Below are 24,516 nucleotides of genomic sequence, written 5' to 3' on the forward strand. Positions count from 1 at the left end.
TGCTAACCCTTTACCGTCGCAGAACGAAGCCAGGATCGATCGCCGGTCACAGCCTGAGAAAGATACGTGCCAGAACCTTACGCCGGACCGATCATCGACGCCCATCATCATCTTTGGGATCTCAGACTGGGACGGCATCCCTGGCTCGCCGCCACGGCCGGCGAGCGCGGCGGCCTGGGCGAGCTTGGCCCCTTGCGGCGGAACTATCTGCCCGGGGATTATGCGCGCGATGCCATAGGGCATAATGTCCTCGCGACCGTCCATGTCGAAGCCGGCTGGGCGAGTGGCGACTGCATCGGAGAAACGCGCTGGCTTGAAACACTCGACAAATCGCGCGGCGTCGCCGCCCGCTATGTCGTTCACGTGCCGCTCGCCGATCGCCAGGCGCCTGCGCTGATCGAAGCGCAAGCCGCGTTCGAGCGCGTCGCCGGCGTGCGCGACATATTGAGCTGGGATCCCGACCCTGCCCGCCGTTTTGCGGCCCGTGACGGCATCATGGACGATCCGGCCTGGCGCGCCGGGCTTGCCTTGCTTGGCCAGCATCGGCTGGCCTTCGACCTGATGGTGTTTCCGCGCCAGCTCGCCGACGCGGGGCGGCTTGCCAGGGCCTTCCCCAACCAGCAATTCGTGCTCAACCATTGCGGTAGCCCGATCGACCGCGACGCCGATGGCATGCAGGTGTGGCGCGACGGGCTGCGGCTTCTGTCGCAATGCGACAACGTCGCCATCAAAATATCGGATCTGGTCGCCTACGATCATGACTGGACGCTCGACAGTCTGGAGCCCGTCGTCCTGCACTGCATCGATTGTTTCGGCACCGGTCGCGCCATGTTCGGCAGCGACTTTCCGGTCGCCGGCCTGCATGCCTCGTTCGATGACATATATGACGGCTTCAAAACCATCACAGCGGACTTTTCCGCCGACGAGCAGACGGCGCTGTTCTTCGGCAACGCAAAGCGCATCTATCGGCTCGACGATGTGTCATCGGCGCGCCTGCTCCCGGCCTGAGAGCAGCAGCAGGCCGAGGATCAGCGAGCCGAACAGGATGCTGCGCCAGCCGGGCGATGCGTTGACGACGGTGATCAGCGCGGTGATGGTGACCAGCAGGATGGCGCCGGGGATGGTGCCGGCATAGGTGCCGAGCCCGCCGAGGATCGAGGTGCCACCGAGGACCACGGCGGCAATCGAGGCGAGCAGATAGGGATCGCCGATGCCGACATAGCCCTGTCCGTTCATGCCCAACACGAGCACGCCGGCAAGTCCCGAGCAGAAGCCGCTGATGCCGTAGACCGCAAGCGTCGTGGACGTGACCGGAACACCGGACAATGCCGCGGCAAGTGGGTTGGCGCCCATGGCGAAAATCCGGGCGCCGAGCGATGTCGCATGCATCGTGGTCAGCACGATCACCGAGACGACCACCCACAACAATACGCCAGCGGGAATGCCGGCCGGCCGGCCATTGCCGAGCCAGTGGACCAGCGGGTTCTCGGCGGTCACGGCGCTGCCGCCGGCGATGATGATCAACAGACCCTGCAAGAATGTCGCCATGGCCAATGTCATGATCATCGGGTGGACGCGCAGCAAAGCGACGCCGAGCCCGTTGACCAGGCCGATTGCCGTGGTCAGCACCAGAACGGCAAGAATGGCGGTGATGCCGGTCGGATCCACCTGCCACGACAGCAGCGGCAGGCTGACGGCGCTGACCGTGACGATGGCCGCGACGGAAAGGTCGATGCCGCCGGCGATCACCACAAAAGTCTGGCCCGCGGCAACCAGGCCGATGACGGCGCCGAGCTCCACCAGATAGCGCAGATGGCCATAAGCGCCGAAGCCGCGCGAAACGAAGCTCGCCACGATCCAGACCGCGGCAACGATGGCAACGGTGAGAAACGGCCGGCTGCGCAGGACCGTCAGGGCGCGTTTGCCGCCCGCGCTGTCATTCCATGCTGTCATTGCTGTGCCTTGCGGAATTGCGGGATGGCGACCGCGCCGATGATGATCAGGCCCTGGGCCACATATTGTGCGACCGGCGTGAAGCCGAGGAAGAACATGACGCCGATCATCAGGCTGAGCAGCAGGCTGCCGGCAAGCGCGCCGCGCATCGTGCCCTGGCCGCCGAGGAAGCCGATGCCGCCGAGCACCGCAGCGGCAATCGAGTTCAGGGTAAAGGCGGCGCCGATGACCGGGTCGCCCGAACCGGTCTGTGCGGCGACGAACAAGCCGGCGCCAGTGGAGAGCAGACCGCTGATCGCATAGGCCGCAATGCGCGCGCCGTCGACCGGCACGCCGGAGCGATAGGCGCCGACCGGATTCTCGCCGGCGGCATAGAGGCTCAAGCCAAGCGGCGTGGCGAGATAGAGCTTCCACAGGAGAATGATGACCACCAGCAGCACGAATGCCGCCGGTGTGTTGCCGGCAAGCAGGTCGGACAGCCACGCCGGGATTGCGCCGCCGGGCCGCGGCAGGATCAGCAGTGCGGCGCCGCCGATGATGAACGACCCGGCAAGCGTCACCACGATCGCCGGCAGGCGAAGCCGTACCACGATGAAGCCGGTCGCCGCCCCGATGCCGAGGCCCGTCAGCGCCACTGCGGCAGTGCCCCCGGCGACGCCCAGCGGCCCGGCCATCGTCGTCGCGGCGATGACCGCGCCCAAGCTGACCGTCGCGCCGATGGCCAGGCTGATGCCGCCGGTGAGCATCAGGATCGCCTGCGCCATGGCGACCAGCGCCAATGGAAACCAGCTCTGCGTGAATTTGGCGAAGCCGGACGCCGTGAACAGGCCCGGAAAGAGGACGCCATAGGCGATGAGAAACACCAGGACGACGGCAAACAGGCTGCGCACGCCGACATTGCGACGCATCTGCACCGGCCAGTAGAGCGCATCGGTCTGCCGGGCGGAGGAAGATCCGTTCATGCCGCAACCTTCCGCTGTTCGGCGCCCATCGCCGCGGAGACGATGGCTTCCTCGCTCAGCGCTCCACGCGCCAGCATGGCGACGATGCGGCCTTCGCGGACGATGGCTACACGGTCGCAAAGGTGCACGAGTTCGGGCGTGTCGGAACTGAGCAGCACGACCGCCTTGCCGGCGGCGGCGAAATTGCGAAGCATCATGTAGATCTCACGTTTTGTTTCGACGTCGACGCCGCGCGTCGGATCGTTGAGCAGAAGCACCAGCGGGTCGTGCGGCATCCATTTCGCCAGCGCCACCTTCTGCTGGTTGCCGCCCGATAGAGCCTGCGCCGCCCGCCCGAGGTGACCCTTGATGCCGAGTTGGACGGCAAGGCTTTTGGCCGTCTCGCGCTCTGCGCGGCGGCTGCGCAGCTTCAGCGCCGGCAGCCTGGCAAAGGCGGGCAGCATCATGTTGGTGATGATGGGATGGATCAGGTGCAGGCCCTCGCGCTTGCGATCCGCGGGCACATAGGCCAACCCCAGCGCGTTGGCTTTCGGCACGCCGCCGGGCAGGCCGGAGGCGCCGTTGACGGTCGCCGACGCCGTCCGTGCCGGAATGGCGCCGTAGAGACCGAGCAGCAGATCTTCCTGCCCTTGCCCGACCAGACCGCCAATGCCAAGCACTTCGCCCGTTTTGATATCTAGATCGACGTCGCGCATCAGGCCGGCCGAAAGATTTCGGACGGAGATAGCGTCGGCAGGCAAACTGGAAGGCTGCCATTGCGGAAAAAGATCACCGGGATCGCGGCCGACCATCAGCCGAACCAACCCGGCGGCGTCGGTGCCTTCCAGGGTGCGGTCGGCCGTGCAGGTGCCGTCCTTCAGCACGGTGACGTGCTGGCATAGCGCCATGACTTCGTTCAGTCGGTGCGAGATGTAGAGAATGGCGATGCCTTCGCCGCGCAACCGCTGCAGCAGATCGGTGAGGATTTTGGTTTCGGTTGCCGATAGCGACGATGTCGGTTCGTCGAGAATGAGCACGCGCGGCCGGCGGTAGAGCGCCTTGGCGATCTCCACCATTTGGCGGCGGCCGAGCGACAGATGCCCGACCGGCGTCGACAGCGGCTCGTGCAGCCCGACAAGTTCGCATGCGGTCCTCGCCCGCGCAGCGAGTTCGCGGTAGTCAATCAGGCCGAACCGTTTGGGATAGGCGCCGAGACCAATATTTTCGGCGATGGAAAGACTGGCCGTCAGGCTGAGTTCCTGCTGGACGACGGCGATGCCGGCCTGCCGCGCAACAGCCGGCGTCATGCGTGAGACCGCGCGTCCATCGACCTCGATCGTCCCGCCATCCGGTCTCAAGGCGCCGGACAAAAGGTTGATCAAGGTCGACTTTCCGGCGCCGTTCTCGCCGAGCAGCGCATGCACGCGGCCCGGCTGGAGAGCGATTGAAACGTCGCGCAGGACGGGGTTGCCGAAGAAAGACTTCGACACACCCCGCGCCGCGAGCAGCGGAGCCATGGTTGTCAACGCTACAACCCTTCAGGCTTATTTCTGAGCCAGCAGCTTCTTGAACAGCTCCTCATCGTAAGGAGAAAAGATGTAGCCGTCAGCCGGGAAGTCCTTGGCCCGGGCGAGGTATTCGTCGATGTTGGAATTGTCGATTACCGGCAGCGGAATCTTGACGAAAGTCGGCACATCCTTGCCTTCCAGCGCCTGGACGGCAGTGTAGGTGGCGAAGGCGCCGAGCCAGTTCGGCTGCATCGTCGCCCAGCTCTTCAAGCCCTTTTCTTTCCAGAGTTCCAAAAACTGCCGGGCGTTCTCACCGGTGATCGGCACCTGTTCACGGCCCTGCTTGTCGAGGGCCAGCACGGCGCCTGCCGACAGAGCGCCGCCGAGCGACAGGATGCCGTCGATCTCGGGGTTGGCGAAGAGGAGGCTGGTGACGGCTTCCTGTGCCGGCGCGACGTTGTAGGGCGTGTTGGTCTCGGCAAGCACCGTCACGTCGGGATGGGCCTTGAGCTCAGCGTCGGCGCCTTTGCGCCTGTCATCGCTGACCGAAACCCCGGCGGGGCCATTGAGGATCAGGATCTTGCCCTTGCCGCCGATGGCGTCGATCAGGAACTTGGCGGCCTGGTCGCCCCATTGCGAAGAATCGGTGTTGACCTTGGCGGTGACCTTGTCGGTGTCGACGAGGCTGTCGAAGTTGATGATGGCGATGCCCTTGGCGCAGGCGTCGGCCAGAACGCGTGCCGGTGCGGTCGACGAACCGGCGATCAGGATGATGGCGTCGACATCGGAATCGATCATCGACTGAATCTGCTGGATCTGGACGTTGGCATCGCCCTGAGCGTCGGTGACGAGGAGCTTGTCGACCAGTCCCTGCTTCTTCAGGGTCTCGACTTCGGCTTCGATCGTGCCTTGGGTCTGCTTCATCCAGGTCGGCACGGAATAGATGTTGGCCCAGCCGATCGTGTACGGCGCCTTGCGGTCGCCCTTGATGCAGTTGGCGGCGGCATTGGCCTGCGAGGCGACGCCAAAGCTCAGCACGAGACCGAGGCAAAGCGCGCTGGCGGATGCGAAAAACGGTGATTTCATCATGACTGTTCCCTTCAGAGGTTGTGGCCTCGACGTGCAGAACAAGGGCGAGGAAACCCGTCGGTCGCCGGGTCTTGGAAACCGTGTGTCCTCTCGGGATTTGTCTGCGTCAGGCTCGTTAGTTTGTCTGGTATTTCAGACAATGTGTCTGTATATCGGACAAATTGGATGCTAGACCGAGCCTTGACATCTTTCAAGCGCCTTGAGACGAGAACCGAAATGATTTTGGCGGATGGTCATGAGCCACGGCACTAACGATGCGATCGGGAAGGAAGCCGGCGCGGAGCCGCGCAACGGCGAACGACGACGCGGCATTGACCGCGTCATCATGCTGCTCGAGGCGTTGCTGCGGCACCGCGCGCCAATGCGCGTCGGCGACATCGCCAAAATGATCGGCGCGCCGCGTTCGACCACCTACGAGATCGTCAACAGCCTGCTCGACGCCGAAATGCTCGAAAACGTCGGCGGTGAAGGTTACGTCTATTTCGGACGCGCCATGCATCTGTTCGGCTGGGCCTACTCACATCACAATGCCCATTACCGTCGCATCATCGAGACCTTGGATAAGTTGGCCGCCGAGACAGGCGAGACGGTCCAGCTATGCGGCCTGCGTGGCAACAAATACGTCGTTCTTGACTGCCGAGATTCCCCAGGCCCGTTCCGGATCTCAAGCGATGTTGGGGTTGAGGTGCCGATCCCATGGACGGCATCCGGACGGCTGCTCCTCGGCCATATGAACGAGCAAGAGTTGAGGGATTTCATCCCATCTGGCGACTACAGGCTTCCCGACGGCCGCATCATTGCACCAGCCGAATTCTTTGCCGATGTTGCCTTGGCCCACCGGCAGGGTTTCAGCGAGACCACAGCCTTGGCCGACCGTTTCACCTGGTGCATGGCGGCCCCCATCCGTGACGGCCACGGCGCCATCAAAAGGACCTTGTGTTTGGTGTTACCCGTCGACACGCCGGAGCCACGGCGCGACGAACTGCTTGCGTTGCTGCGCGAGCGCGCCCGTGGACTGTCTCTGGCGGGAGGCTGACGATCAGCCGTCGTGCCCTCTGGCTGAAGCCTCTTAAAGGCACATGGATTCCGCTCTTCCCCATTGGTTCCATTTAGGTTCGGGACCTTAGTCCCATAGTCGGTGGATAAGGTCCGAACCAGGGAACACGCAACCGGAAGCCACATTAGGAGAAGACCGTCGATCAAAGTCCCTTCATCGCCGGTTGAGGATCCCGCCGCTCTTACTGTCGAGAGCGCGGCGGGATCCTTATGCGCGGAGCGAGCACATGAGATTTGTCGAAATTTTCACAGATGTGCTTACGGCCCTGCTTCTCGCTTTATTCGTGTGCGGGATATTCGCTGTTTTCGGAGGCCATCTGGTTCCTCCACGCTACGCAAAGATGGTGTTGCTGCCGGACCTCGATAAGATGACGACTGCGTCATCTACACCCAGCTTGCCCGATTCCATCGACTTGCAAGTTCAAAAGCGCCCAGAGGTGCAAAGGTCTGCCGGCGTGACACAGCGCGCAGTCGGTCTGGAGCCGCCAGTGCCATCCAGCAAGCGGTAAGAATCAGCGGAGGTTTTCGTGGCTCCCCAGCTATCAGAGAGCGCCATCGATTATTGACAGACCCGGCTCTTGAAATTGGCTGAAATCGCCGCTCCACATTTCCGCATCTGTTTGAATTGTGTTTATCAACTAGTGCGAACGCTATGGCGAAGCAGGTTGAGTTGGCGGCGTTCCTGGCTGATCCCCGCCAGTGCTTGATCGCGGCGTGGGATCCTTGTCGAGCTTGGGATTTCGGTCCACCGGTTCGCCATTCACATCGTCGGCCTTGGAGTTTGCAGGGTCCGTTTGGCCAGGATTTGGGCTGTAAGTATCTGGCGATGGAACCCGGCTGTTTTGTTGTGTCGCCGGTGTCTTAGCCTGCTCGCCATAGATTTCAGCGATCCCCCAGGCAACGAGCGCCAAGACAAGGCCGGCCAAGAGCACGCCAAGGACCGGTCGCCCCAAGCCACCCTGCCTGGCCCGCTTTTCCGGAATGTTTCTGCTCATGATCGCAACCTTGGGCTAAGAGGAGTGGCCCGCGCTCCAGGAGCGAAGACGCGAGACGGTCAAGAGTTCCGGACGTTGGCCATGCGGCGAACAGGGAACTCGCTGCACATACCGAACTCGCTGGCGCTGTTGATGTTCCCACGGAATACAAACAGCGCGCCGCCGCGATCCGGACGGGCAATTTGGTTTGGAGTGGCTGGAACGAGCCAGTTCAAGGTCAACCAGCGGCGGTGTGCGTAAGCGAGCATTGCGAGCCAGACTGGAACTTTGCCGAATCTGCCGCGTTGCCGACCATGGCCGACTACAACGAGACCACCAATCCGGTGCTGACCGGTTGCAAGGCCCGCGTTGTCACCAGGGACATCTGTTTGAAGGCTATCTGAATTTGCTCCTCGTTGTTGGCGATTCCGCCCGATGGAACATCCTGATCCGCTCGCGGTTGGGGAAGCCCGGGCCAGCGGCAGGAGCATCATCATGAACGTCGAACGTAACCCGGCGGAAGACAGAGGCGATATTCAGTCTGGGGTGACAGAGGACAAGACGCCAGGATTCGACCCGGCGGCGGCGCCTATGGAAACCGATGCCGAAGCAGCAGACACCTGCGCCGTGCCGGTTCCCGCAGCGACGGGCACGCCGGCTTTCGCTAATCAAGCAAGCTTCGCCAATGCGATGCGGCGGCCGGACGACGAGCGCGCCCCGGCCCCGAGTAAAAACGGCCCGGTGCTGGCCATTGTCGCGCTTGTCGTCGTTGCCGCCGTCGTGTTCGTTGTCGCCGCGATTCTGGCGCGATAGCAGATCCTGCGCTTGCGCCAAACCTCTGCCCTGCGAAGCGATCAGGGATGCGGTCGTGGCAGCAGGCGATCAGCGGCTGGAAAAACAAGCTGCAGGTTGCAGCGGCGCATGGCACGCCGGCCGGCACCCTGACCGAGCAGCATTGCGGCATGGCCGAACCCGGCTCGGCCGCCAAGGGTTGAGGCCGGATGCTCGTTCGAAGCGGGAACATTTCACATCAAGCCAAGTTCGGGCTCGCAGAGCTTGTCGTCAAGGAACAGCACATGAAGGCCCTGACATGGCACGGCAAAGGCGACATACGTTGCGGACAGGTGGCCGATCCGACGATCCAGGATGAACGCGACATCGCTGCAGAAAGTTCGGAACGGCGATATCGACCCGTCATTCGTGATCACCCATCGGGCTGGCCTCAAGGCCGGGCCCGCACTTTACAAAACCTTCCGCGACAGGGAGGACGGCTGCATCAAAGTCGTGATGCGCCCGCACGGCTGACCGTTCTGTCCAATGGCCCGACTTTGTTGTCCGGCCGTCTGCATGCTGAAAAGGCGAGAGTTGAAAATGGCCAAGGACAAACCCGCATCGACAAACCCGGCCGCCACACCTTCGGTCAGATCGCCTGAGGCCGCCGGCCTGCCACATCCCCCTCGCGATGCTGAAGACAGCGATTCCGGCGCCAGGCCGACGGCGCCCAAGACCGCTGGCGCCCAGCAAGCGTCCAGATCGCCGCTCGACAGCCGCGTTGCAAATCGCAATGCCGGCCGTCCTCGTCAGGCAGGCACGACGCCTCGGCCGACCGACGAACCGCTGGAGTAAGATGAAACCTAAGCTGCGGCGCGGGTATCCGCACCGCGGAGTGTGTGCGCAGTCAGGGTTTTCCTGCCCTGCCGACAGGGCCATACAGGTCTTGATCTCTCGTGGATCGTCGGGATCGGCAATCAATACTTTAGCGGGAAATTCGATGGTACCGTTGGCTGGGATCGAACCAGCGACCTCCGGATCCACAATCCGGCGCTCTAACCATCTGAGCTACAACGGCACGTTCGCCTGAGCCAGATCGTGGTGAAAATTCATTCTCCGAGATCCGCTCTGTCGTTCGGCGATGCGTCCAATACGGTCTATCAGAGACTAATTCAAGGCCTTTGATAAGGCAAAGCCGGTTCTGCCAACAGGCGCCGGTTTCTTCGGCAAAAGAAAAAGGCCGGCGGGAGGAGGTGCCGGCCTTTTCCTGTTACGAGCCAGCGGGAGGAGGTGCTGGCTGGTCACCCCGGAGAGCAGAGGGAGGAGGTTCCACTCGCCGGGTATTCATTTGGACAACTCTATCGCACACCTATTTGTCTGACGAAATGCGACGTTTTGATGCATTGCAGAGTTGTGCGCAATTATTAGGCGGCCTTGATGTCCTTCAGGGCCTTCTCGAAAGCGGTCTTGACCGGCTTGGAGACGTCTTCGGCAGCCTTCGAAGCAACAGCCTGGAAGTCCTTGGCCTGCTCGACCGTGGTCTCGACGCGCTTGCGCAGGAAGGCGGTCTGCAGTTCGACCACTTCCGACAGCGACTTGGCGCCGATCAGGGCTTCGAGATGCGAGAAGCCGGCCTCGGCATTGGCGCGCAGAGCGGCGATGGTCTTGAGCGACAGGTCGCTGGAAACGGTCTTGGCCGTCTCGAAGGTCGATTCCAGGACTTTCTGGGTCTCTTCGGCGCCGGTCTTCAGCTTGGAGTAGGCTTCCTTCGACTGCTCGACGCCCTTTTCGGCGAAAGCGCGGATCTGGTCGGTTGCCTTGGAAGCGTCGAAGCTCGGGAATTCAACGTTTTCGATGGTCTCAGCGGTCTTGGCCTTGGTCATTTTCCATCCTTTCGGGGTAGCGGCTTTGACAAAAAGCCGTCTCGTTCATGTATGATGGCAATATAGCGGTTTTTTTGTGCGATGCAATATCTTTGTTGCAGTGCACCATAATTTCTTCCCATGGGTTACCCCAAGAGGTTACCCAAGGGCATTCCGAGGGGCTGTTAACCAAGTGGCCAGAGATTCCACCTGCTTCCCGCCATGGCTTGTGGACCTTCGCCGCGCGGGCTTTTATTAACAAAGCGTTAACTGCAAATTGCCCGCCTTGTAGGTTCGCCAAGAGGGGTTCGCCAAGAGGTTTCACCGAAAGGGTCCGCCAAGCGCATGCCTTCCGAGAACTACTCTTTCCTCGATGTCGCCGTGCTTGATGCGGTTCGCCAGCGCTTCGCCGCCGGCGACGCGATCGCGATTCTGTCGGCCGACCTCGAACAGGTGATCTGGGCCAACGGCCCGGGCGCTGCGGTGTTCGGCTATCCCGACATCGAGGCCATCATCGGCGCCTCGGCACAGCTGCCGCTGATCGCCAGGCGTCAGATCATGGCGACCGCGGGCTTCCCGCAGATCGGCAGCGACCGCGCCATTACGGTACGGCTGGCGACCGGCATCACCAGCCGCGCCGTCGGCTTCCTGGCCAGTGCGGTGACTATGCCGGACCGCGAAAGCGCCATCATGCTGGTGGTGCCGGCAGCGCAGGCCGGCTCGCGCAGTGCTGCCGACATTGCGGCCCGCGCGATCAGCGGCTTTACCGAAGACGGCCATTTCATCGCCTTTGTCGACGCCGCCGGCACTGTCGAGGCGGCTTCGGATGGCTTTGGCGCGCTCGCCATCCGGCCTGAGACGATGGCCGCGCTTGTCGCCGACGTGGCGAGCCAGGACGACCGCATCGTCAAGCGGCTGGTCCCCGGCGGCGCCACGTCCTATCCGGCCGGCTTCGCGCGCCTGACCGAGTCCAGGCATCTGCTGGTGGTCATCGACGAGGATCAGCTCGGTGAGGAAAATCCTGTCGGCGAGCTGGATGCCGAACCTGCTGCAGCGCAGGTCGACGATGGCCCGGCGCAAGCCGCCGCGGAGAACGCGGTAACGGTGGATGCGGTGGCTGACCACCCCCCCGCAAGCGGGAATCAGGGCGCCCCACTCGCGGCCGCGCCTGATGTCGGGGAGACAGGTCCGGCTGCCACCGAGCATGATGCTTCGGCGTCAACCGATACAAAGGCGGACCATCGCGAGCAGACGACCGGCCGCGAGCAGGCGGCGAATGACAGCGCGCCGGCGCAACATGATCATTGGTACTTCCATGCCGGCGAAGAGCCGCAGGCGGGCGAGCCGGACAGCCCGGCGCAGGCCGAGCCGGACTCTGTTTCCCCGGCCGAGAGTGCGCAGTTGGACAGCAGTGCCGCTGCGCCCGCCCTGCCCTCTGACGCAGCCCCACCGGCTGCGCCTCCCGCCAAACGTGAGATCGACCGCTCGGCGCCGCCGCTGCGCTTCGTCTGGCGCACCGACGCCGAGGGCAAGTTCAGCGCGCTGTCGCCGGAATTCGGCGACATTGTCGGCAAAGCCGCCGCCGACGTGATCGGCCGCCGCTTCAAGGACGTCGCGACAATTCTCGGCCTCGACGCCTCGGGCGAGATCGCGGGCCTGCTTGAACGGCGCGACACCTGGTCGGGCCGCTCGGTACTGTGGCCGGTTGCCGGCTCCGACCTGAAGATACCGGTCGATCTGGCAGCACTGCCTGTCTATGGCCGCAGCCGCGCCTTCGAAGGTTTTCGTGGTTTCGGCGTCGCCCGCGCCGGCGATGCGGTGGTCGATCCGGAAGCAATCGGCATGGCGCCGGTCCCCAATGGCGCGCCAGCGGCAGCAGCCGAGCCGGCCTCGGAACAGCCCGTGGCGGAAGCTCCCATGGCGGCCGATCCGTTCGAGGGCGAAGTGCCGGCACTGACCATCGTGCCGAAGCAGGAACGTCGTTTTGCCGACAAGGTCATCCGGCTGGCCGAGCATCGGCAGCCCGCCAACGACAAGCAGCCGACAAGCGAGAGGGGCCTGTCGACGCTGGAGCGCAGCGCTTTCCGCGAAATCGGCGAGCGGCTGAAGAAGGACAATCCCCCGCCGGAGCAGCCGGAGGCTGCCAAGCAGGCCGAACCGGCCAATCCGGATCAGGTAACGCCAGACCAGGCCAAGGCAGATGAGCTCAAGCCGGATCATGTCGAGGCGAACCAGGCTGAAACAGCCGCGCCAGCCCGGCGGCCCGCCGAGGTCTCGAGTCCGGGCGAAGCCGGCCCGGCTGCCGTGGCTGAACCATCGGCAACCGCACCCGAAAATGAAACGGCTGAGGCCGAACCGCCGGAAAGCGATGCCGAGGACGAAAAGGATCTCGCGCGGCTTGACGGCGAGCAGCCGGACGACGGCCTTGCGGACGGCGAAGCAGGCGAGGCGAAGGCGCCGACAGTGTCGCGCTCCCTGCTCGACTATGCCGATCCCGAACCAGGCTCCGTCACCGAAAACAGTACGGAAGCAACGTCGTCCAACGACGAACCTGCGCCGGCTTCCGAACCGGATGATACGCAAGCCCAAGAGATCGTCGAGGCCGCAGAGCCACAGCCGGTTGTTGCCGAGACGCCGGCCAATGCCGGTGAAGACGACAGCATGACGTCGGCCGATTTCCGCGACGCCGAGGACAATGAGGATTGGGCGCCGTCCGACGAGGCGACTGACTCGGCCGTGGAAGACGGGGACAAGGCCGGCGATGCGGACACAGTGCCGGCAGAACCACAGCGCCTGAAAGTGCCGCCGCTCAAGCTTGAGGGGTTCATGCCTTCGGCATTCTCGGCCGGAGATGAACACAAGGCCCCTGACACGTCGATCCTCGGCAAGCTGCCGGTGCCGCTGCTCATCCATTCGGGCGACGAGCTTCATTACGCCAATGAGGAATTCCTCGGCCTGACCGGCTATGACACGCTTGAGGACCTGAGCGACGCCGGCGGGCTCGACGCGCTGTTTGCCGACCCCTATTCAGAAACGGCCGGCGAAAGCGACCACACACTCAAACTGAAGACGCGCGAGGGCCAGGAATTTCGGATCGAAGCCATTTTGCGTTCGGTGCCGTGGCGCGCCGGCAAGGCGCTGATGCTGGTGGTGCGACGTACCGGCGATAACGAGCCGCCGATGGTTGCGCATCTCGCAGCCGAGGAGCAGACGCAGCCCGATGTCTCCGAACTCAAAGCGCGCATTGCCGAGATGCGCACCATCATCGACACCGCGACCGATGGTGTGGTGTTGATCGGCCGCGACGGCGACATCCGCTCGATCAGCCGGCCGGCCGAGGCGCTGTTCGGCTTCGACAGCGACGACGTCACCGGTAAACCGTTCGCCTCGCTGTTTGCCATCGAAAGCCAGCGCGCGGCGCGCGACTATCTGAACGGCCTGTCCGAGCCCGGCGTGGCGAGTGTGATGAACGATGGCCGCGAGGTGATCGGGCGCGAGGCGCAAGGGCGCTTCATCCCGCTGTTCATGACCATCGGCAGGCTGCCCAATGACAGCGGCTTCTGCGCCGTGGTGCGCGACATCACGCAGTGGAAGCGGGCCGAAGAGGATCTGACCCAGGCTCGCGCGGTGGCCGAGCGCGCCTCCTCGCAGAAGACCGATTTCCTCGCCCGCATCAGCCACGAGATCCGCACGCCGCTCAACGCCATTATCGGCTTTTCCGAGCTGATGGTGGACGAGAAGTTCGGCCCGGTAGCCAATGACCGCTACCGCGACTATCTCAGAGACATCAACCGCTCGGGCAACCATGTGCTCGATCTCGTCAATGACCTCCTCGACATTTCGAAGATCGAGGCCGGCCAGCAGGAAATGGACTACGAGGCGGTGTCGCTCAACGATACGCTGGCCGAGACGGTGGCGATGATGCAGCCGCAGGCCAACCGCGAGCGTGTCATCATTCGCTCCAGCTTCGCCTCGCGACTGCCGGAAGTCGTCGCCGACCTCAGAAGCGTGCGCCAGATCGCGCTCAACATCCTGTCCAACGCCATTCGCTATACGCAAGCCGGCGGACAGGTGATCGTGTCGACCGCCTATGAAACCTCCGGCGACGTTGTCATGCGGGTGCGCGATACCGGCATTGGCATGAGCCATGCCGAGATCGAGCAGGCGCTGAAGCCGTTCAAGCAGATCAATGCGCTGAAGCGCGGGCGTGGCGACGGCACCGGTCTCGGCCTGCCGCTGACCAAGGCGATGGTGGAAGCCAACCGCGCCCGCTTCACCATCACCTCGACGCCGGGCGAAGGGACGCTGGTCGAGGTCGCCTTCCCGTCGACGCGGGTGCTTGCCGAATAGGGCCGGCCATTCCCGGGCGAGAATCCCGGACAAAGAAAAGGCGTCCAACAGGACGCCTTAAATGGGATTTGCTGTCACAACGGGGGCTTGAGCGAATCTGATCCTCAGGGGACGAGGAACGGGATTTCTCCCTCAAGTTACGTGCGACTATCGACGCCGGGCCTTAACAACTCCTTACCGGCCGTCCAAAAAATTTACGAATGTGTACCACTCATGAAATCTAGGTAAATTCGACCGACATATCTGGTTAACCATCCCGGCCGCGTCACTCAGCCAGCTGCGGCAGGTTCCTGAACAGCTCCAGCGCCTCTGGATTGGCCAACGCTTCCTTGTTCTTGATGGCGCGGCCATGCACCACGTCGCGCACTGCAAGCTCGGTGATCTTGCCCGATTTGGTGCGCGGAATGTCGCTGACGACGACGATCCTTGCCGGCACGTGGCGCGGGCTGGCGCCGCTGCGGATCTTGGAACGAATGCGCTTTTCCAGATCCTCGTCCAGCGTCACGCCGGCGGCCAGCCGCACGAACAGCACGACGCGGACGTCATTGTCGAAATCCTGACCGATGCACAGCGCCTCAAGGATCTCCGGCATCTGTTCGACCTGATTGTAGATCTCCGCCGTGCCCATGCGCACACCGCCCGGATTGAGCGTCGCGTCGGAACGGCCGTGGATGATCATGCCGCCATGCGCGGTCCATTCGGCGAAGTCGCCGTGGCACCAAACATTGTCGAAGCGCTCGAAATAGGCGGCCTGGTATTTCTTGCCCTCAGGATCGTTCCAGAAGCCGATCGGCATCGACGGGAACGCTTTTGTGCAGACCAGCTCACCCTTTTGCTCGCGGATCGGCTTGCCGTCATCGTCCCATACATCGACGGCAAGGCCGAGGCCGGGACCCTGGATCTCGCCGGTCCAGACCGGTTGCGTCGGTACGCCGAGCACGAAACAGGAGACGATGTCGGTGCCGCCGGAAACCGAGGCGAGATGTACGTCCTTCTTGATGCCGTCATAGACGAAGCGGAAATCCTCCGGCGACAACGGTGAGCCGGTGGAGGAAATAGCCCGCACACTCGACAGATCATGGCTGCGGATCGGCTTGAGCCCGGCCTTGCGTACGGAATCGATGAATTTGGCCGAGGTGCCGAAAAAGGTCATCTTCTCGGCATCTGCGAAGCTGAACAGCACATTGCCGTCGGGGTGGAAGGGCGAGCCGTCATAGAGCAGCAGCGTGGCGCCCGAGGCCAGGCCCGACACCAGCCAGTTCCACATCATCCAGCCGCAGGTGGTGAAGTAGAAGAAGCGGTCGCCTTCGATGAGTCCGGCATGCAGCCGGTGTTCCTTGACATGCTGGACCAGCGTGCCGCCGGCCGAATGGACGATGCATTTGGGAATGCCGGTGGTACCTGACGAGAACAGGATGTAGAGCGGATGCGCGAACGGCAGCCGCTCGAACGTGACCGCTTTGGCGGTAAAGGGTAACAGCGCCTCTTCGAGCGCCACGGCCTTGTCGATGATCGCTGCGATATCGCGCGAGGTACCGAGATAGTCGACGATCAGGACCTTGCGGACGGTTTCGAGCTTCGCCGCAACGGCAGCGATCTTGTCGGCTACCTCGATTGCCTTGCCATTGTACCAATAGCCGTCCGGCGCAATGAATATGACCGGCTCGATCTGGCCGAAACGGTCGAGCACGCCCTGCTCGCCGAAATCGGGGGAACAGGACGACCAGACCGCGCCGATGGAGGCGGCCGCCAGCATGGCGGCGACGGTTTCCGGCATGTTGGGCATCATCGCCGCGATGCGGTCGCCCTTTTTCACCTTGAGCGACAGGAAAAGCTGCTGAAAGCGCGAGGTCAGCTGGTGCAGTTCGCTCCACGACAGCCGCCGCTCGATCTTGTCCTCGCCGCGAAAGACGATCGCGTCACCGGAACCGGTCTTCTTCAGCAGGTTCTCGGCGAAGTTCAGCGTCGCTTCGGGAAAGAACGATGCGCCGGGCATCTTGTCGCCATCGACGAGCACGGGCTCGCCCGCATCGGTCCCTTTGTCGCCGACAATGCCGCAAAAGTCCCACAGCAGGCTCCAGAAGCCCTCGCGATCCTCGACCGACCAGCGGTGCAGTTCGGCGTAGGAGGCGAAGGATGTGCCGCTTTTGGCCGCTGCTGCCTTCATGAACGCGGTCAGTGGTGCTGCGTCGATCTGGTCTTGCGTCGGGGTCCAGAGCGGTGCTTCGGCAGCCATTATCGATCCTCCTTGAAGCCCGTCGCGTCGCAAGATAGATATGCTTTTGTTTTGATGCACGTCGTTGTCCCGGAACCGCTGCACTCTTCCGGGCGACATGCACTAGCCTCAGCTTTACAGGCGCGCTGTCCCAAAAACGCCACGCCTCGTAGCAGGCTGAAGCTGCATCGCTTATGCCTACCACCGTGCGGCAGAGCAAGATTTTGTTCCGCTAAACTCGGCCATGTGTGCGCAATTGCCATCGCCGGGCCATAAAGACTTGAAATGCCTCAGCCCTAAGTCGTAGTGACGACTGGAAGGCGTGGTGACAACTGGCGGTTACACCCGTCAGGCGATTTTTATCGGAATGAAAGCAACCGGGGCAATATGCCATCACCTTTGATCCGGCGCGGAATATGGGCGATCGGCGTTGCCGTGCTCGTCATCGCGCTGGTCGTCGCCGCTCTGCCGCTGATTGCCTCGACCCGGATCGTGCGCGATCGCATTGCCTGGGAGATGAGCGCGTGGAGCGGATTCAGGGTCACCATCGCCGGTTCGCCGCGCATCGAGGTGTGGCCGAAGTTCCGCGCCATATTGAGCGACGTCACGCTGTCGCAGTGGACCGAGACCGACGCGCCGCCGGTGATCGAGGCCGAACGGGTCGAGGTCGACCTTTCGGCCATGGCGGCGCTGCAGGGCGATGTGGTGTTTTCGACGGCGCGGCTGGTGCGGCCGACGATCCGGGTCCAGCGCGCCGCAAACGGCATATTCCTGCCCGCCATGCCAACGGGCGGACGCATCACCCGCTCCATCGACACGGCGCGCGGCGTGGTCAACGCCGATCCGACGAAGCCGGATCTGAGCAAGCTGCCCGCCGATCCGTTCGGCACCGTGGAATTCAGGGACGGCCGCATGGTCGCCTCCGTCGGCGGCAAGGACGTCGAATTGCTGACCAGCCTGTCCGGCCAGGCGAGCTGGGCAGCGATGAACAGCAACGCGACCTTGTCGGCGACCGGAATCTGGCGCGGCGAGAGCGTCACCGTCGATGCCGCCTCGCCCAAGCCGCTGGTGCTGTTTGCCGGCGGCGCCGCACCGGTCACGTTTTCGTTCAAGGCAGCGCCGGCCAGCTTCTCGTTCGACGGCACGGCCAGCATGTCGCAAAACGCCTATTTCGATGGCCAGGCGAAATTCGCCGCGCCCTCGCTGCGGCGCGTGCTGGAATGGTCGCAGGCCGGCATTGCTCCTGGTACGGCGATCGGTTCGGTCTCGATTTCGAGCAAGATCACGGCGACCGCCGGCCGCGTCAAATTCGAAAACACCGCGGTGACGCTCGACAACAACCCGGGAATGGGGGCGCTGGATTTTTCGTTCGGCGACGCCTTGCCGGTGATATCAGGCACACTCGCCTTCGATACGCTCGACCTCAGGTCGCTGTTTTCGGCCTTCACGCCGCTGGCGCCGACCGGCGAGACCGGTCCCGGCGAAATCGACACCAGCTTCGCCGACCGGATCAATCTCGATCTGAGGCTGTCAGCGGCACATGCCTCGGCCGGCGCAATCCAGCTTGCCGACGTCGCCGCCACGGCGCAGGTGAAGAACGGGCTTGCCGTCTTCGATATCTCCGATGCGTCGGCCTTTGGCGGCAACGTGCAGAGCAGCCTGCGTTTCGACCGCAAACCGGAGGGCTCGCAGGTCGAGATCCGGCTGCTCGCCTCCGACATTGACGGCGCCGCTTTCGGCACCGCGGCCGGAATGACGCGGCTGGTGCCGGCCAGCACCGGCACTGTCTCGGTCATTCTCAAAGGGCCGGGCAAATCCTGGGACTCGATCTTCGAGAACGCCGACGGCTCGGTCTCTGCGACGTTCGGGCCGGGCGCGCTGAGCGGGCTCAATTTGCCGGCATTTCTGAAGCACACGGAACAGGGCGGCTTCTTCGCGCTCGACGACGTCTCGGACGGGACACTGCCGATGGACGGCGCCGAGCTCAAGGCCACCATCTCGAAGGGTGTGGCAAGGCTGGACAAGGCCGAGGCCAATTCGGCGAAATACAAGGTCTGGCTGTCCGGCATCGCCTCTTACGGCGGACGCGGGCTGGCGCTTTCGGGGGGTGTCACCCAGGCCGACCCGGCAGCGGCACCGGTCAATGGCCAGCAGGGATCCAACCAGTCGTCATTCTTCGTCGGCGGCACCTGGAGCACGCCGTTCATCTCGCCGATCAGCCGCGGCGTCTCAGGCGAATAGGCGGACCCTTACCGGGACCGCCCTATCCCTCGTTTGACGCAATCAACCGCGCTGCGCGGCCTGTTCGTCGAGCTGGCGTTGCACCTCACGCCGCTTGTTGGCGACCGAAGCGATGATGACGCCTACCGCCACGACGGCGATCAGGATGGTGCAGGCGGCGTTGATTTCCGGCGTCACGCCGAGACGCACCTGGCTGTAGATCTTCATCGGCAGCGTGGTGGCGCCAGGCCCGGAGGTGAAGGAGGCGATCACCAGATCGTCAAGCGACAAGGTGAAGGCCAGCATCCAGCCGGAGACGATGGCCGGCATGATCACCGGCAGCGTGATCTGAAAGAAGGTCTTTACCGGCGTTGCGCCGAGGTCCAAGGCAGCTTCTTCCAGCGAACGATCGAACGACACCAGGCGCGACTGCACGACGACAGCCACGAAGCACATGGTCAAGGTGATGTGAGCAAGCGTCACGGTCAGGAAGCCACGGTCGAGACCGACGGCAACGAACAGCAGCAACAGCGACAGGCCGGTGATGACTTCCGGCATGACCAGCGGCGCAAACACCATGCCGGAAAACAGGATGCGGCCGCGGAAGCGGGTGTAGCGGGTCAAGGTCAGTGCTGCCAGCGTGCCGAGCACGGTTGCCACAGTGGCGGAGATGACACCCACACGCGCGGTCACCCAGGTGGCGTCCATCAGCCCCTGATTGTGGAACAGCGAGGCATACCATTTGGTCGAGAAGCCGCCCCAGACGGTGACCAGCTTCGACTCGTTGAAGGAGAAGACGATGAGCAGCACGATCGGCAGATAGAGAAAGGCAAAGCCCAGCACGACCGAGGTGACGTTGAAGCGGCTCCAGGTGGCGTTCATTTGTCCTGCTCCTGGGCGCGTGCCTGGGCCTGCTGGAAGAGCATGATCGGCACGATCAGGAGCAGCAGCAGGATGACGGCGACGGCCGACGACACCGGCCAGTCACGGTTGGCGAAGAATTCATTCCACAAGGTCTTGCCGATCATCAGCGTCTGCGAGCCACCGAGCAGATCGGGAATGACGAACTCGCCGACCGCTGGAATGAACACCAGCAGGCAGCCGGCGATGACCCCGGGCAGCGACAGCGGGAACGTGATCTTCCAGAAGGCTGATGTCGGCGGGCAGCCGAGATCCTTTGCCGCCTCGATCAGCGAGTAATCCATCTTTTCCAGCGACGAATAGAGCGGCAGCACCATGAATGGCAGGTAGGAATAGACGATGCCGATGAAGATCGCCGTGTAAGTGTTGAGGATGATCAGTGGCTGATTGATGATGTGCAGCGACAACAGCAGCTGATTGAGCAGACCCTCGGGCTTGAGGATGCCGATCCAGGCATAGACGCGGATCAGGAACGACGTCCAGAACGGCAGGATAACCAGCATCAGCAAGGTCGGACGGATCGTCGCCGGCGCGCGGGCCATGCCGTAGGCGATCGGGAAACCGACGAGCAAGGTCAGGATCGTCGAGACAGCAGCGATGATAACACTGGTCACGTAGGCTTTGAAGTAAAGCGCGTCCTGCGTTAGCCAGACATAATTGTCGACGCTGAGTTCGCGGAAGCGGACAAAGAACCCGGACATGCCGTCCCTGAAATCGAGCGCCGGCGTGTAGGGCGGCATGGCGATCGCCGACTGCGACAGCGAAATCTTGAAGACGATGATGAACGGGATGAAGAAGAAGAACAGCAGCCAGAGATAAGGCACGATGATGACGAGCCGGCTGACGAAGCCGGCACCGAGCCGCATCAGGAACGGTTTGGCCGCGGCCGATGGACCGGCGTCGGTGAGTGCAATGTTGGACATGGCCGCCCCCTACCGTGTCAGCACGACGCCGGCATCCGGCCGGAAGGAGACCCAGGCGCGGTCGTTCCAGGTCAGCGGGTCCTCGGTGACTCGCGCCGCGTTGAGCGCGCTTGCCCTGATGATCTGCCCGTCATCCAGCCGGATGTGGTAGACGGTCATGTCGCCGAGATAGGCAACGTCGTAGACCTCGCCCTCAAGCGCATTGACGGCGTCGGCCGGTTTCGTCGACGACACCTTGATCTTCTCCGGCCTGATGGCGAAGACGATGTCGGAACCGGCCTTTGTATCGGTGCTGTTTTCGACGACGATCTGGGCCCCTGTCGCGCCGGTGATGCGCGTGGTGTTTGCCGCACGCTCGGCGACCTTGCCCTCGAACATGTTCACATTGCCGACGAAGTGGGCAACGAAGCGCGAACTGGGGGCTTCATAGACTTCCGCCGGCGTCGCCACCTGCATCACCTCGCCCTTGTCGATGATGGCGATGCGGTCGGCCATGGTCATCGCCTCTTCCTGGTCGTGGGTGACGACGACGAAAGTGAGCCCGAGATTTTGCTGCAGGTCCATCAGCTCGAACTGCGTTTCCTCGCGCAGCTTCTTGTCGAGCGCGCCGAGCGGTTCGTCGAGCAGCAGCACTTTCGGCCGCTTGGCGACCGAGCGGGCGAGTGCGACGCGCTGGCGCTGCCCGCCGGAGAGCTGGTGCGGCTTGCGCTTGGCGAACTGCTCGAGCTTGACCAGCTTCAGCATCTCGGCGACGCGCTTTTCGATATCCGGTCCCGGCATGCCTTCCTGCTTGAGGCCGAAGGCAATGTTCTTTTCCACCGTCATATGCGGGAACAGCGCATAGGACTGGAACATCATGTTGACCGGGCGGCGATAGGGCGGGATGCCGCGCAAATCCTGGCCGTCGAGAAGGATACGGCCGGCGGTCGGCTCCTCAAAGCCGGCAAGCATCCTGAGCAAAGTCGACTTTCCGCAACCGGACGCGCCGAGCAGGGCGAAGAACTCGCGCTCGAAAATGGTCAGCGATAGATTGTTGACGGCTGTGAAGTCACCGAACTTCTTGGTGACGTTCTCGAACTGAATGTATGGCTTGGCATTCGGATCAGTCCAAGGCGCAAAATCCCTGCGGATGCTGCCAAGCGATTTCATGTCCCACTCCGTCCTGTTTTTTTGCTTCTTGCCCCAGAGAAGAATGGTCCCGGCAGATGACTGCCGGGACCAGTCGCGTTGCTTACTGGCCGGTGACGATCTTGGTCCAGCTGCGCGTGATCAGGCGCTGGGTCTTGGGATCGTAGGGCTGGACCGTATAGAGTTTCTTCAGGGTCTCGGCGTCCGGATAGACAGCCGGGTCATCCAACAGTGCCTTGTCGACGAACTGCTGCGAAGCCTTGTTGCCGTTGGCGTACAGCACATAGTTGGACGACTTGGCGATCACTTCCGGCTTCATCATGTAGTTGAGAAATTCGAGTGCCTCGGCGGCATGCGGCGCATCGGCGGGAATCGCCATCTGGTCGAACCACATCTGGGCGCCTTCCTTGGGCACGGAATAGCCGATCTCGACGCCTTGCTTGGCCTCGACCGCGCGGTTGCGCGCCTGGAAGACGTCACCCGACCAGCCGACCGCCAGGCAAATATCGCCGTTGGCGAGCGCGTTGATGTATTCGGACGAATGGAATTTGCGGATATACGGCCGCACCTTCAGCAACGTCTCCTCGGCCTTGGCGATGTCGTCAGGTGAGGTGCTGTTCGGATCGAGGCCGAGATATTTGAGCGCCGCCGGGATGATGTCGGCCGGCGAGTCCAGCACATAGACGCCGCAGTCCTTCAGCTTGGCCAGGCTGTCGGGATTGAAGAAAACATCCCAGCTGTCGATCTTGTCGGTGCCGAGTGCAGCCTGCACCTTCTTGATGTTGTAGCCGATGCCGACGGTGCCCCACATGTAATTGATCGAGTATTCATTGCCGGGATCGTATTTGGCGGTCCGCTCCGAAACCGTGTCCCACATGTTGGAAATGTTGGGCAGCTTCGACTTGTCGAGCTTCTGGAACACGCCGGCCTGGATCTGGCGCGCCAGGAAGTTGCCGCTGGGCACGACGACGTCATAGCCGCTGCCGCCGGCAAGCAGCTTGGTCTCGAGGATTTCATTGGAATCGAAGGTGTCGTAGACGACCTTGATGCCGGTCTCCTTGGTGAAGTCGTCAATGATGGAACTGTCGATGTAATCCGACCAGTTGAAGACGTTGACGACGCGATCCTCGGCATGGCCGCCAACGGCGAAAAGCGTCAGAAATGCCGAGGTTGCCGAAAGCCAGAGCGCTTTGCGGATCATGCTGTTCTCCTTTGATGAGTGTTCCTTCGCCAAGTCGTCGCTGTTCGAGCGCGATTGGGCATTTGCTTCAGAGTATTGAGCTTTCCGGGCAGCCACAAGCATGAACTGCCAGCGCCGTCCGGGCGGTTCGACGAGCGGCAGATGATGGCTCTGTGTGCCCGCATGGCGGGCGCGCTGACGCCGTCAGAGGCTTTCGCCGCGGCGCGGGCAGGGATACGACGCTGTGGTCCGGTCTTGGTCCGACCGGCGGGGACACTTGGCAAGATAAGCCTGTCTTGTTGTTGCCGTGCCCCCAGCCTGCCCGTGCCGCAGCAAGGTTGTCAATGGCCCGCGCGGGGAAGCTCGGTCAATAGGGCGTGCGGCTTCGCTAATTGGGGAAAGACGGGCGTAATTAGGGAAGACGGGCTCAACCAAGGGAAAGGCGGGTCAATTAGGGGATGGCAGGCCGGTGGTCCCCGGCCGTGCAGGCCTCGCCTGGCGCTTGAATTCAAGCGCGATATGGACGAGCAGCGCGGCGACCACCACCGCGCCGCCGATGATGGTGCGCACCGAGGGCACCTCGCCATGAACGAGCCAGACCCAGATCGGTCCGAGGATCGGCTCGAACGTGCCGAGGAGTGCTGCGATCGCCGCCGGAACCAGCCTCGCGCCGGTGGCGAAGAAGGCAAGGCCGAGGCCGAGATTGATGACGCCGAAGGCAAACAGGAAAGCCATGTCGTGGGCCGACGTGGCAAACTGCGTGGCTTGCGATGCGGCGAAAGCCGCTGCCAGCATCGTGCCGAGGCACGTCGCCGGCGTCATGCGCACATGGGCGAAGCGCCGGGTGATAACAGTAGCGATCGAGAACATGACGGCGATAAGCAGCGACAGCCCGTCGCCGATGGGCGATACGGCGCCGTCGAGCGATTCCGACACCATGATGGCGACGCCGGCGATGACGGCGGCGATCGCCACCCAGGTCGCGACGGCGACGCGTTCGCGAAACAGCACCCAGGCAAGCAATGCAGCCAGCAGCGGCACACCGGCCTGCATCAACAGGATATTGGCAACGGTGGTGTAGGCGAGCGCGACAACGAAGCACGTCGACGCCGTGGCGAAACAGACGGCCACGGCAAGGCCGGGCAGGCCCATGTCGCGAAACAGCCGCAACATGCCGCGCCAGCCGTCGCGCCAGGCCATGAAGCAAATCAGGAACACAGCCGCCCACAGCGAGCGCCAGAACACCACCGTCCAACTGTCAGCGGTGTCGATGAAGCGGGCGATGGTGCCGCCAAAGCTCCACATCAGCGCCGACAGGAACACCAGCAGCAAGCCGACCCGCTCTTCGCGCGGCGAGACGATCGGCGGTGCGGCGATTGGAGAAGATGCGGTATCGGTCATGGGGTGCGACTGTCGGCTATCTCG

The 24,516-nt window shown here is 63.1% G+C and carries 17 protein-coding genes, 1 tRNA gene and 2 pseudogenes; 7 read left to right on the top strand and 13 right to left on the bottom strand.

The features are described 5' to 3' along the window. The first annotated feature begins 66 nt into the window (after positions 1 to 66). Positions 67 to 1,008 carry an amidohydrolase family protein gene (locus NKI06_RS17310; RefSeq protein ID WP_352986347.1) on the top strand — a complete coding sequence of 314 codons (942 nt, stop codon included), beginning with the start codon at positions 67 to 69 and terminating at the stop codon, positions 1,006 to 1,008. Here NKI06_RS17310 and NKI06_RS17315 read toward each other — a convergent pair. From NKI06_RS17315 to NKI06_RS17330, 4 genes are read right to left on the bottom strand one after another with little or no spacing between them, the layout of a single operon-like run. Further along, on the bottom strand, positions 982 to 1,953 hold the full coding sequence (locus tag NKI06_RS17315) for an ABC transporter permease (protein WP_023748645.1): 972 nt from the start codon (positions 1,951 to 1,953) through the stop codon (positions 982 to 984). The genes NKI06_RS17310 and NKI06_RS17315 overlap by 27 nt on opposite strands. Continuing rightward, entirely contained in the window at positions 1,950 to 2,915 is a 966-nt protein-coding gene (locus NKI06_RS17320; RefSeq protein WP_352986349.1) for an ABC transporter permease, read from the bottom strand. The genes NKI06_RS17315 and NKI06_RS17320 overlap by 4 nt, the downstream gene beginning before the upstream one ends. Then, positions 2,912 to 4,411 (bottom strand): sugar ABC transporter ATP-binding protein, encoded by a 1,500-nt coding sequence (locus tag NKI06_RS17325; protein WP_352986352.1) that lies wholly within the window; start codon positions 4,409 to 4,411, stop codon positions 2,912 to 2,914. The genes NKI06_RS17320 and NKI06_RS17325 overlap by 4 nt, the downstream gene beginning before the upstream one ends. Before the next feature lie 27 nt (positions 4,412 to 4,438). Then, complete coding sequence (locus NKI06_RS17330) at positions 4,439 to 5,491, bottom strand: ABC transporter substrate-binding protein (RefSeq protein WP_352986354.1); 1,053 nt, start codon at positions 5,489 to 5,491, stop codon at positions 4,439 to 4,441. Positions 5,492 to 5,720: 229 nt separating this feature from the next. Here NKI06_RS17330 and NKI06_RS17335 point away from each other — a divergent pair, with 229 nt between their 5' ends. Then, a complete protein-coding gene (locus tag NKI06_RS17335; RefSeq protein ID WP_352986356.1) occupies positions 5,721 to 6,527 on the top strand; it encodes an IclR family transcriptional regulator in 807 nt (268 codons plus the stop codon). Positions 6,528 to 7,197: 670 nt separating this feature from the next. Here NKI06_RS17335 and NKI06_RS17340 read toward each other — a convergent pair. Next, a complete protein-coding gene (locus NKI06_RS17340; RefSeq protein ID WP_081726829.1) occupies positions 7,198 to 7,542 on the bottom strand; it encodes a hypothetical protein in 345 nt (114 codons plus the stop codon). Positions 7,543 to 8,016: 474 nt separating this feature from the next. Here NKI06_RS17340 and NKI06_RS17345 point away from each other — a divergent pair, with 474 nt between their 5' ends. The 3 genes and pseudogenes from NKI06_RS17345 to NKI06_RS17355 form a co-directional block, all read left to right on the top strand. Continuing rightward, on the top strand, positions 8,017 to 8,334 hold the full coding sequence (locus NKI06_RS17345) for a hypothetical protein (RefSeq protein WP_031195897.1): 318 nt from the start codon (positions 8,017 to 8,019) through the stop codon (positions 8,332 to 8,334). A 68-nt stretch (positions 8,335 to 8,402) separates the two neighbouring features. Next, positions 8,403 to 8,516, top strand: a pseudogene (locus NKI06_RS17350) (SDR family NAD(P)-dependent oxidoreductase); the annotation flags it as partial. A 181-nt stretch (positions 8,517 to 8,697) separates the two neighbouring features. After that, positions 8,698 to 8,826 (top strand): annotated as a pseudogene (locus NKI06_RS17355) (glutathione-dependent formaldehyde dehydrogenase); the annotation flags it as partial. A 467-nt stretch (positions 8,827 to 9,293) separates the two neighbouring features. Here the strand turns inward: NKI06_RS17355 and NKI06_RS17360 are convergent. Together NKI06_RS17360 and NKI06_RS17365 are read right to left on the bottom strand one after the other, a co-directional pair. Next, a tRNA-His gene (locus NKI06_RS17360) sits at positions 9,294 to 9,370 on the bottom strand. Between the two features lie 346 nt (positions 9,371 to 9,716). After that, positions 9,717 to 10,175 (bottom strand): phasin, encoded by a 459-nt coding sequence (locus NKI06_RS17365; protein ID WP_023669330.1) that lies wholly within the window; start codon positions 10,173 to 10,175, stop codon positions 9,717 to 9,719. 324 nt (positions 10,176 to 10,499) lie between these two features. Between NKI06_RS17365 and NKI06_RS17370 the strand changes: the two genes are divergently transcribed. Beyond that, positions 10,500 to 14,504, top strand: coding sequence for a PAS domain S-box protein (locus NKI06_RS17370; protein ID WP_352986359.1), 4,005 nt, complete (start codon positions 10,500 to 10,502; stop codon positions 14,502 to 14,504). A gap of 265 nt (positions 14,505 to 14,769) precedes the next feature. On the opposite strand, the gene NKI06_RS17375 is transcribed toward NKI06_RS17370, so the two are convergent. Continuing rightward, on the bottom strand, positions 14,770 to 16,740 hold the full coding sequence (locus NKI06_RS17375) for an acetoacetate--CoA ligase (protein WP_352986361.1): 1,971 nt from the start codon (positions 16,738 to 16,740) through the stop codon (positions 14,770 to 14,772). A 366-nt stretch (positions 16,741 to 17,106) separates the two neighbouring features. Here NKI06_RS17375 and NKI06_RS17380 point away from each other — a divergent pair, with 366 nt between their 5' ends. Next, positions 17,107 to 18,960: an AsmA family protein gene (locus NKI06_RS17380; RefSeq protein ID WP_352986363.1), complete on the top strand. Its 1,854-nt coding sequence runs from the start codon at positions 17,107 to 17,109 to the stop codon at positions 18,958 to 18,960. Between the two features lie 42 nt (positions 18,961 to 19,002). On the opposite strand, the gene NKI06_RS17385 is transcribed toward NKI06_RS17380, so the two are convergent. The 5 genes from NKI06_RS17385 to NKI06_RS17405 all read right to left on the bottom strand — a co-directional run bounded on the left by NKI06_RS17385 (position 19,003) and on the right by NKI06_RS17405 (position 24,492). Then, entirely contained in the window at positions 19,003 to 19,821 is an 819-nt protein-coding gene (locus NKI06_RS17385; protein ID WP_023669326.1) for an ABC transporter permease, read from the bottom strand. Next, positions 19,818 to 20,783, bottom strand: coding sequence for an ABC transporter permease subunit (locus NKI06_RS17390; RefSeq protein WP_027049422.1), 966 nt, complete (start codon positions 20,781 to 20,783; stop codon positions 19,818 to 19,820). The genes NKI06_RS17385 and NKI06_RS17390 overlap by 4 nt, the downstream gene beginning before the upstream one ends. Before the next feature lie 9 nt (positions 20,784 to 20,792). Beyond that, positions 20,793 to 21,932 (bottom strand): ABC transporter ATP-binding protein, encoded by a 1,140-nt coding sequence (locus NKI06_RS17395; RefSeq protein WP_023729070.1) that lies wholly within the window; start codon positions 21,930 to 21,932, stop codon positions 20,793 to 20,795. Between the two features lie 82 nt (positions 21,933 to 22,014). Then, positions 22,015 to 23,112, bottom strand: coding sequence for a polyamine ABC transporter substrate-binding protein (locus NKI06_RS17400; protein ID WP_023669323.1), 1,098 nt, complete (start codon positions 23,110 to 23,112; stop codon positions 22,015 to 22,017). Between the two features lie 426 nt (positions 23,113 to 23,538). After that, entirely contained in the window at positions 23,539 to 24,492 is a 954-nt protein-coding gene (locus NKI06_RS17405; RefSeq protein WP_023751980.1) for a DMT family transporter, read from the bottom strand. Between the last annotated feature and the right edge of the window lie 24 nt (positions 24,493 to 24,516).

It is taken from the genome of Mesorhizobium sp. M0772, from assembly GCF_040320135.1.
GTDB lineage: Bacteria > Pseudomonadota > Alphaproteobacteria > Rhizobiales > Rhizobiaceae > Mesorhizobium.

Coding starts and splice junctions, on each gene's coding strand:
- NKI06_RS17315 (WP_023748645.1), bottom strand. CDS start 1,953: ATGACAGCATGGAATGACAGCGCGGGCGGCAAACGCGCCCTGACGGTC.
- NKI06_RS17320 (WP_352986349.1), bottom strand. CDS start 2,915: ATGAACGGATCTTCCTCCGCCCGGCAGACCGATGCGCTCTACTGGCCG.
- NKI06_RS17325 (WP_352986352.1), bottom strand. CDS start 4,411: ATGGCTCCGCTGCTCGCGGCGCGGGGTGTGTCGAAGTCTTTCTTCGGC.
- NKI06_RS17330 (WP_352986354.1), bottom strand. CDS start 5,491: ATGATGAAATCACCGTTTTTCGCATCCGCCAGCGCGCTTTGCCTCGGT.
- NKI06_RS17335 (WP_352986356.1), top strand. CDS start 5,721: ATGGTCATGAGCCACGGCACTAACGATGCGATCGGGAAGGAAGCCGGC.
- NKI06_RS17340 (WP_081726829.1), bottom strand. CDS start 7,542: ATGAGCAGAAACATTCCGGAAAAGCGGGCCAGGCAGGGTGGCTTGGGG.
- NKI06_RS17345 (WP_031195897.1), top strand. CDS start 8,017: ATGAACGTCGAACGTAACCCGGCGGAAGACAGAGGCGATATTCAGTCT.
- NKI06_RS17365 (WP_023669330.1), bottom strand. CDS start 10,175: ATGACCAAGGCCAAGACCGCTGAGACCATCGAAAACGTTGAATTCCCG.
- NKI06_RS17370 (WP_352986359.1), top strand. CDS start 10,500: ATGCCTTCCGAGAACTACTCTTTCCTCGATGTCGCCGTGCTTGATGCG.
- NKI06_RS17375 (WP_352986361.1), bottom strand. CDS start 16,740: ATGGCTGCCGAAGCACCGCTCTGGACCCCGACGCAAGACCAGATCGAC.
- NKI06_RS17380 (WP_352986363.1), top strand. CDS start 17,107: ATGCCATCACCTTTGATCCGGCGCGGAATATGGGCGATCGGCGTTGCC.
- NKI06_RS17385 (WP_023669326.1), bottom strand. CDS start 19,821: ATGAACGCCACCTGGAGCCGCTTCAACGTCACCTCGGTCGTGCTGGGC.
- NKI06_RS17390 (WP_027049422.1), bottom strand. CDS start 20,783: ATGTCCAACATTGCACTCACCGACGCCGGTCCATCGGCCGCGGCCAAA.
- NKI06_RS17395 (WP_023729070.1), bottom strand. CDS start 21,932: ATGAAATCGCTTGGCAGCATCCGCAGGGATTTTGCGCCTTGGACTGAT.
- NKI06_RS17400 (WP_023669323.1), bottom strand. CDS start 23,112: ATGATCCGCAAAGCGCTCTGGCTTTCGGCAACCTCGGCATTTCTGACG.
- NKI06_RS17405 (WP_023751980.1), bottom strand. CDS start 24,492: ATGACCGATACCGCATCTTCTCCAATCGCCGCACCGCCGATCGTCTCG.